Source organism: Actinocatenispora comari (assembly GCF_017312725.1).
Taxonomy (GTDB): Bacteria; Actinomycetota; Actinomycetes; order Mycobacteriales; family Micromonosporaceae; genus Actinocatenispora; species Actinocatenispora comari.
Genome location: NZ_BOPO01000015.1, coordinates 51,622 through 58,615, shown reverse-complemented (window position 1 = coordinate 58,615; position 6,994 = coordinate 51,622). Strand labels below are relative to the sequence as shown.

The 6,994-nt window shown below is 72.8% G+C and carries 7 protein-coding genes; 4 read left to right on the top strand and 3 right to left on the bottom strand.

Annotation, left to right across the window (positions count from 1 at the left end; genetic code table 11):
* The coding region (gene infB, locus NUM_RS06165) for a translation initiation factor IF-2 (protein WP_207123589.1) at positions 1-2,152 on the top strand (2,152 nt) is incomplete at its 5' end.
* A gap of 169 nt (positions 2,153-2,321) precedes the next feature.
* Here infB and NUM_RS06160 read toward each other — a convergent pair.
* Complete coding sequence (locus NUM_RS06160; RefSeq protein ID WP_207123588.1) at positions 2,322-3,239, bottom strand: EamA family transporter; 918 nt, start codon at positions 3,237-3,239, stop codon at positions 2,322-2,324.
* 146 nt (positions 3,240-3,385) lie between these two features.
* On the opposite strand from NUM_RS06160, the gene NUM_RS06155 reads away from it, so the two are divergent.
* Positions 3,386-3,832 carry an Lrp/AsnC family transcriptional regulator gene (locus NUM_RS06155; protein ID WP_207123596.1) on the top strand — a complete coding sequence of 149 codons (447 nt, stop codon included), beginning with the start codon at positions 3,386-3,388 and terminating at the stop codon, positions 3,830-3,832.
* A 19-nt stretch (positions 3,833-3,851) separates the two neighbouring features.
* Here the strand turns inward: NUM_RS06155 and NUM_RS06150 are convergent, their stop codons facing one another.
* Complete coding sequence (locus NUM_RS06150; protein ID WP_207123587.1) at positions 3,852-4,211, bottom strand: YidH family protein; 360 nt, start codon at positions 4,209-4,211, stop codon at positions 3,852-3,854.
* Between the two features lie 89 nt (positions 4,212-4,300).
* Here NUM_RS06150 and NUM_RS06145 point away from each other — a divergent pair, with 89 nt between their 5' ends.
* Together NUM_RS06145 and NUM_RS06140 are read left to right on the top strand one after the other, a co-directional pair.
* On the top strand, positions 4,301-5,329 hold the full coding sequence (locus tag NUM_RS06145; protein WP_207123586.1) for a TRM11 family SAM-dependent methyltransferase: 1,029 nt from the start codon (positions 4,301-4,303) through the stop codon (positions 5,327-5,329).
* Between the two features lie 46 nt (positions 5,330-5,375).
* The gene (locus NUM_RS06140; protein ID WP_207123585.1) at positions 5,376-5,669 is read left to right on the top strand and encodes a DUF503 domain-containing protein; all 294 of its coding nucleotides are present in this window, start codon (positions 5,376-5,378) and stop codon (positions 5,667-5,669) included.
* A gap of 65 nt (positions 5,670-5,734) precedes the next feature.
* Here the strand turns inward: NUM_RS06140 and NUM_RS06135 are convergent, their stop codons facing one another.
* Positions 5,735-6,994 carry an MFS transporter gene (locus NUM_RS06135; protein ID WP_207123584.1) on the bottom strand — a complete coding sequence of 420 codons (1,260 nt, stop codon included), beginning with the start codon at positions 6,992-6,994 and terminating at the stop codon, positions 5,735-5,737.

Below are 6,994 nucleotides of genomic sequence, written 5' to 3'. Positions count from 1 at the left end.
CGCCGGCGGCGGTCGTCCCGGTGGCGGCGGTGGCCGTCCGGGTGGCGGCGGCGGTGGCGGTGGCTTCCGCGGCGGTGGCGGCGCCGGTGGTGGTGGCGGCTACCGCGGTGGCGGTGGCGGCGCCGGTGGTGGCGGCGGCTACCGCGGTGGCGGCGGCGCGCCGGCCGGTGGTGGTTTCCGTGGCGGCGGTCGGCCCGGTGGTGGCGGTCGCGGTCGCGGCGGCACCAGCGGTGCGTTCGGCCGGCCGGGTGGCCGCCCGAGTCGTGGCCGCAAGTCGAAGAAGCAGCGCAGGCAGGAGTTCGACAACCTGTCGGCACCGACGATGAGCTCGGGTGCGCCGCGTGGCCAGGGCCAGACGGTCCGGCTGCCGCGGGGTGCCTCGCTGTCCGACTTCGCCGACAAGATCGACGCGAACCCGGGTTCGCTCGTCCAGGAGATGTTCAACCTGGGCGAGATGGTCACGGCGACCCAGTCCTGCACGGACGACACGCTGCTGCTGCTGGCTGAGCACCTGGGCTACGCGCTGGAGATCGTCAGCCCCGAGGACGAGGACCGCGAGCTGCTCGCGCAGTTCCACATCGATCTGGACGCCGATGTCGACGCGGCGCGGCTGGTGTCGCGTCCGCCGGTGGTGACCGTGATGGGTCACGTCGACCACGGCAAGACCAAGCTGCTGGACGCGATCCGGTCCACGCACGTGGTCGAGGGCGAGGCCGGTGGCATCACCCAGCACATCGGTGCCTACCAGGTCGAGGTCGAGCACGAGGGTCAAGAGCGCAAGGTGACCTTCATCGACACCCCGGGCCACGAGGCGTTCACCGCCATGCGTGCCCGCGGTGCCCAGGTCACCGACATCGTGATCCTGGTGGTCGCGGCCGACGACGGGGTGATGCCCCAGACGATCGAGGCGTTGAACCACGCCAAGGCGGCCGAGGTGCCGATCGTGGTCGCGGTCAACAAGATCGACGTCGAGGGCGCCAACCCGGCGAAGGTCCGCCAGCAGCTGACCGAGTACGGCCTGGTCGCCGAGGAGTACGGCGGCGACACGATGTTCGTCGACATCTCCGCCAAGTCGCGGATCAACATCGACGGCGTGCTCGAGGCCGTCCTGCTGACCGCGGACGCGTCGCTGGAGCTGACCGCTCCGGTGGACGGGTCGGCGCACGGTGTCGCGATCGAAGGGCACCTGGACAAGGGCCGTGGCCCGGTCGCCACCGTGCTGGTCCAGCAGGGCACCCTGCATGTCGGTGACTCGATCGTCGCCGGGACCGGCCATGGCCGGGTCCGGGCGATGCTCGACGAGTACAGCCGGCCGGTCGAGGAGGCCGGGCCGTCGCGTCCGGTGCTGGTGCTCGGTCTGACCGCGGTGCCGGGTGCCGGGGACACGTTCCTGGTGGCCGAGGACGACCGCACCGCACGGCAGATCGCCGAGCAGCGGGAGGCCCGCAAGCGTGCCGCCGCGAACGCGTACTCGCGTGGCCGCGCAACGCTGGAGACCTTGATGGAGCAGGTGAAGGAGGGCCAGAAGGCCACCCTCGCCCTCATCCTCAAGGGCGACGTGTCCGGTTCGGTCGAGGCGTTGGAGGACGCCCTGGTCAAGCTGGACATCCCGGAGGAGGTGCAGCTGCGCATCATCCACCGGGGCGTCGGTGCGATCACCGAGAACGACGTCAACCTGGCGTCCGCGACGAGCGACTCGACGGCGACGATCATCGGGTTCAACGTCCGGGCCGAGGGCAAGGTGCGCGACCTGGCCGAGCGCGAGGGCGTGGAGATCCGCTACTACACGGTGATCTACCAGGCCATCGAGGAGATCGAGGCCGCCCTCAAGGGCATGCTCAAGCCGGAGTACGAGGAGTTCGAGCTCGGTACGGCGGAGATCCGTGCGGTCTTCAAGTCGAGCCGGATCGGCAACATCGCCGGCTGCATGGTCCGCTCCGGTGTGGTGCGGCGCAACGCCAAGGCGCGCCTGCTGCGTGATGGCGCGGTGGTCGCGGAGAACCTGTCGATCGCTTCGCTGAAGCGGGAGAAGGACGACGCGACCGAGGTCCGCGAGGGCTTCGAGTGCGGTCTGACGCTCGGTGGCTACAACGACATCAAGGTCGGTGACGTCATCGAGAACTTCGAGATGCGCGAGAAGCCGCGCGCCTGACGCGCGACGTGTGACGGCACTGGCCGGACCCCGCTCGGGGTCCGGCCAGTGCCGTTTCGGTGGGTCGTCGCCGACCGGTGCCGCGGCGGCTCGGGTCGCCGCGTACGCCCGATGCGGCGGGACCGCGACGGCCCGCCGGGCGGCGGCAGGTGCCGCGTCGGGCTCGGTGTCAACGACGCTCGCGGTGCAGCAGGATGCCGCCGACGACCAGCCCGATGCCGGCCAGTTCGGCCGGGGTGGGTACCTGGTGCAGGATGATCAGGCCCAGCACCGCCGCGGCGGCCGGGAGCAGCGCGAGCAGCAGCGCGAAGGTGGCCCGGGGCAGCCGGGCCAGCGCGAGCTGGTCGGTCAGGTACGGGATGACCGACGAGCAGACGCCCACCCCGGCGCCCCACAGCAGCCACCACGGATGCCCGAACGCGGGCAGCGCGGCCGGTAGGCCGACCGGGGTGGCGGCCACCGCGGCGATCACCATGGCGGCGGCGAGCCGGTCGATGCCGCCGGTGGCGGCGCCCGGCCCGGGTTTGCCGTCGGTCCGGTCGGCGGTCGCGATGCGGGCCGCGAGGACGACGTAGAGCAGGAACAGCGCACAGTTGCCGAACGCGAAGAGGAAGCCGAGCCCGCTGCCGCCGATGCGTACCTCGGTGAGGGTGGCGACGCCGCCCACGGTGACGGCGAGGGCGATCAGGTTCCGCCGGCTGCGTACCCCGAGGGCGGCGAGCAGGATGGTACCGAGGAACTCGACGGCGCCCACGGTGGCGAGTGGCAGCCGGGCCACGGCCAGGTAGAACAGCGAGTTCATGGTGGCGAGGACCGCACCGAGGGCGAGCAGCAGCAGGCGTTGCCGGCCGTCGAGCCGGGCGAACAGCCGCCAGGGCCGGCGCCACAGGCCGAGCAGCAGCGCGGCGCTGGCGATCCGCAGCCACGCGACGCCGAGCGCGCCGACGTGCACGAACAGCAGTACCGCGAGCGACGGGCCGAGGTAGTGGAACACCGCGCTGGTCAGGAAGTAGCTGGTGGGAGGCAGCCGGCCGATCGTCCGGGCGACGAGCCCGATCCGAGTGGGTCCAGGCTGAAGTGTGGTCATGACGCCATCCTGGGAGGCACTCTGGCAGGAGAGAATGGCAATCTGAAGGTGGTGGCGATCAATTGCCTCAGAATTCACGGCGGCAGGCGACGGTGTCGGGAGCCGCGGGCCGGCGGCCCGCGAACGGAGGCCCCGGGCCGCACGAGCTGCTCGACGCGACGAACGTCCGGCTGCTGCGCGAGCTGTCCGCCGACCCGCGGATGAGCATGTCGGCGCTGGCCCGCCGGCTGGACATGTCGGCGCCGGCGGTGACCGAGCGGGTGCAGCGGCTGGAGCGGGCCGGGGTGATCCGCGGTTACCGGGTGACGCTGGACCCGGCGGCGCTCGGCCTGCCGCTGACCGCGTTCGCGCGGATCCGACCGGTGGCCGGTCAACTGACCCGGATCGTCGAGCTGGCGGAGGAGCTACCGGAGATCAGCGAGTGCCACCGGATCACCGGTGAGGACTGCTTCCTGCTGAAGCTGCACGCGGCGAGCATGGCCCACATCGAGTCGATCCTGGACCGCTTCCTGCTGTACGGGCAGACCACCACCTCGGTGGTCGTCTCGACGCCGGTGCCGAGGCGCTGCCCGCCGCTGCCGGACGTGCCCTGACCGGTCCGGGACGGCGCGGTCAGTCGGCGAGTTCGAGCACCAGGAAGGCGAGCAGGAAGCTCGCCACCAGGACCACGCCGGCGACGATCGGGGCCAGGCCGCGGCCACCGGGCAGTACGCCGGTGGCGATGGTGCGCCGGCCGCGCCGGTAGCGCACCGCGCCGAACACCAGCCCGGCGATCGCCACGACGGTGAGGACGGTGCCCGCTCCGACGCCACCGCGGCCGCCGAACCGGGCGGCGGCGAGCCCCAGCGCCAGCACCCCGAGCGCGGAGCGCAGCCAGGACAGGTACGTGCGTTCGTTGGCCAGGTGGTCCCGCCAGGCGGCGCTGCGGTCCAGCGTGGGCCGGTCGGCGTCGGGTCCTGGCTCGTCGGGCACGGCCCCATGCTGCCACCGCCGGGGCCGTCCCGGCGGCACGCTGGCACAATCGTCGGCGACCCACCGACAGCGAGGAGCACCGCACCGCCATGGCCGAGTACGCGATCCTGCTGTTGCCGTCGCTGAACCGGGTGTACTCGCAGACCGCGGTGACGCTGACCCGGCGGGAGCTGGCGGTGTTCGACGCGACGGTGCTGGGCGGCAAGCTCGCCGACGTCACCGAGACCGAGATCGCCGGCGTGCCGTACGTGACGTTCACCGCCGAGGCGCTGACCGACACCGACCTGGCTCAGCTCGCCAACCTCTCCTCGCGGTACGCGATGTTCGAGCGGGTCGGTGAGCTGCTGCGGCCGGTGACCGCGACCCCGCTGGACCTGTTCGGCTCCGACCTGCTCACCATCCTCAAGTACCCGGGGAAGACGAACGAGCAGTTCACCAAGCTGCTGCTGAACGTCACGGCGCTGTCCACCGACCGGCCGGGCGACCTGCTCGCCCGCAAGCTGCGGGTGCTCGACCCGATGTGCGGCCGCGGCACCACCCTCAACCAGGCCCTGATGTACGGGCTGTCGGTCGCCGGCGTCGACATCGACGCGAAGGACATCGACGCGTACGCGGCGTTCCTGAAGACGTGGCTGCGGGCGGCGCGGATCAAGCACAAGGCGCAGTGGGCGCCGATCCGGCGCAACCGCTCGGTACTGGCCCGCCGGTTCGACGTGGAGCTGGCGGCGACCAAGGAGCAGTACCGGGCCGGCGAGACCGTCGACCTGACCGCCATCATCGGCGACACCGTCCACATCGGACAGTTCTTCCGGCACCGGTCGTTCGACGTGCTGGTCGCGGACGCACCGTACGGCGTCGCGCACGGCAGCCACGGTCGCAGCGTGTCGCGCAGTCCGGTGGAGCTGATCGCCGCCGCCGCACCGAGCTGGGCACAGCTGCTGCGACCCGGTGGCGCGATCGGGCTGTCGTTCAACACCCACGTGTCCCGCCGCGCCGACCTCGCCGCGATCCTCACCGATGCCGGGCTCACGGTGCTGGACGGGCCCGCGTACCAGGGCTTCGAGCACCGGGTGGACCAGGCGATCGTGCGCGACCTGCTGGTCGCCCGCCGGGACTGACGCGGGCCGCGGCCGACGCCGTCGCGCCGCCCGCTACCGTGATCACGTGTATACCGGTACCGCGCTGTTCGACGTCCTGCTGCCCGACGACAGCACCTCGCTGAAGGCCAAGCGGTCGTACGTGCGGCCCGTCGTCGCGGCGCTGCGCAAGCTCGACGTGGCGGTCGCCGAGGTCGGCGACCAGGACGTGCACCGCCGCAGCCAGCTCGGTGTCGCCGCCGTCTCCGGTGACAGCGGCCACCTCACCGAGGTGCTGGACGCCTGCGAGCGGCTGGTCGCCGGCCGCCCCGAGCTGGAACTGCTGTCGGTACGTCGCCGCCGCTACGGCGCCGACGACTGACCGGCCGTCACCCGCATCCCGTCAGTCGACCGCGGGATCGCATCCCGTCGGTCGACCGCGGGCGCTCAGGCGGCCGCCTCCGCACTCGCCGGCACGCCACTGGGCTGTTCCTCCGGCTCGTCCGGCAGCACCCGGATCCGGCGGACCGGGCTGGGCAGCACGAACAGCACGCCGGCGAGGGCGCCGACGGTGGCGATCCACAGCGCCGGCCGCAGCCCGAGCGCGGCGCCGAGCGCTCCGCCGAGCAGCGACCCGATCGGCCGTACCCCGTAGTTGACCGACTGGAACGCGCCGGAGACGCGGGCCCGCAGCCGGGCCGGCACGATCGCCGCGGTGATCGACCCGAAGGCGATGTCGAGCATCATCACACCGAGCCCGGCGCCGAACTCCGAGCCGAACACCAGCAGCAGCGCGGTCGGTCCGGGCCGGTCGGCCAGCGGTACCAGGATCAGCGGGGCGGGGAACAGCACCATCCCGATCAGCGCCGCCGGCCCGATCCCGATCAGCCGGCCGAGCCGCGGAGTCAGGAAGGCGCCGAGCAGGCTGCCGATCGCGCCGGCGCCGAGCACCAGCCCGAGCGTGCCGGGGGAGATGCCCAGCGCGGTGGTGGCGTACAGCGTGAACAGCGCGGCGAAGGCGAAGTTGAACAGGTTCATCACCGCCGTACCGGCGAGCGTCGCCCGGATGGTCGCGGACCGGCGCAGGTAGCTCAGCCCGCCGACGAGCCCAGCCAGCCCGGTGCGTTCGGTGGGCGGCTCGCTCGCCCGGATGCCGCGCAGCAGCACCGCCGAGGCCAGGAACGACACCGCGTCGGCGAGCAGCGCGAGCGGCGCGCCCACGGCCTGCACCAGCAGGCCACCCAGGCTCGGCCCGGCCAGGTACGACGCGGCCCGGCTGCCGTGGATCAGCGAGTTGGCCGCGACGAACCGCTCCCGCGGCACGACCGCGACGAACATGCTCGCGTCGGCCACGTCGAACAGCACCGACAGGGTGCCGGTCCCGAAGGCGACGAGGTACAGCTGGGTCAGGCTCAGCGTGCCGAACACCGCGGCGACCGGCACCGTGGCGAGCAGCGCCGCGCGCAGCAGGTCGGCGAGCACCATGGTGCGCCGGCGCCGCCCGTACCGGTCGCTCGCGGCGCCGGCGAGCAGCGAGAACAGCAGCGCCGGCAGGGTGCCCGCCGCGGTCAGCAGCCCCATCTGGCCCGGCCCGGCGTGCAGCACGAGCACCGCGGCGAGCGGCAGCGCGAGGGTACGGATCTGGTCGCCGAGCAGCGAGACGGTGTGGCTGCCCCACAGCCGGCGGAAGTCGGGTGCGTGCAGCAT

Coding starts and splice junctions, on each gene's coding strand:
- NUM_RS06160 (WP_207123588.1), bottom strand. CDS start 3,239: ATGACCACACTTCAGCCTGGACCCACTCGGATCGGGCTCGTCGCCCGG.
- NUM_RS06145 (WP_207123586.1), top strand. CDS start 4,301: ATGGCCGAGTACGCGATCCTGCTGTTGCCGTCGCTGAACCGGGTGTAC.
- NUM_RS06135 (WP_207123584.1), bottom strand. CDS start 6,994: ATGCTGCACGCACCCGACTTCCGCCGGCTGTGGGGCAGCCACACCGTC.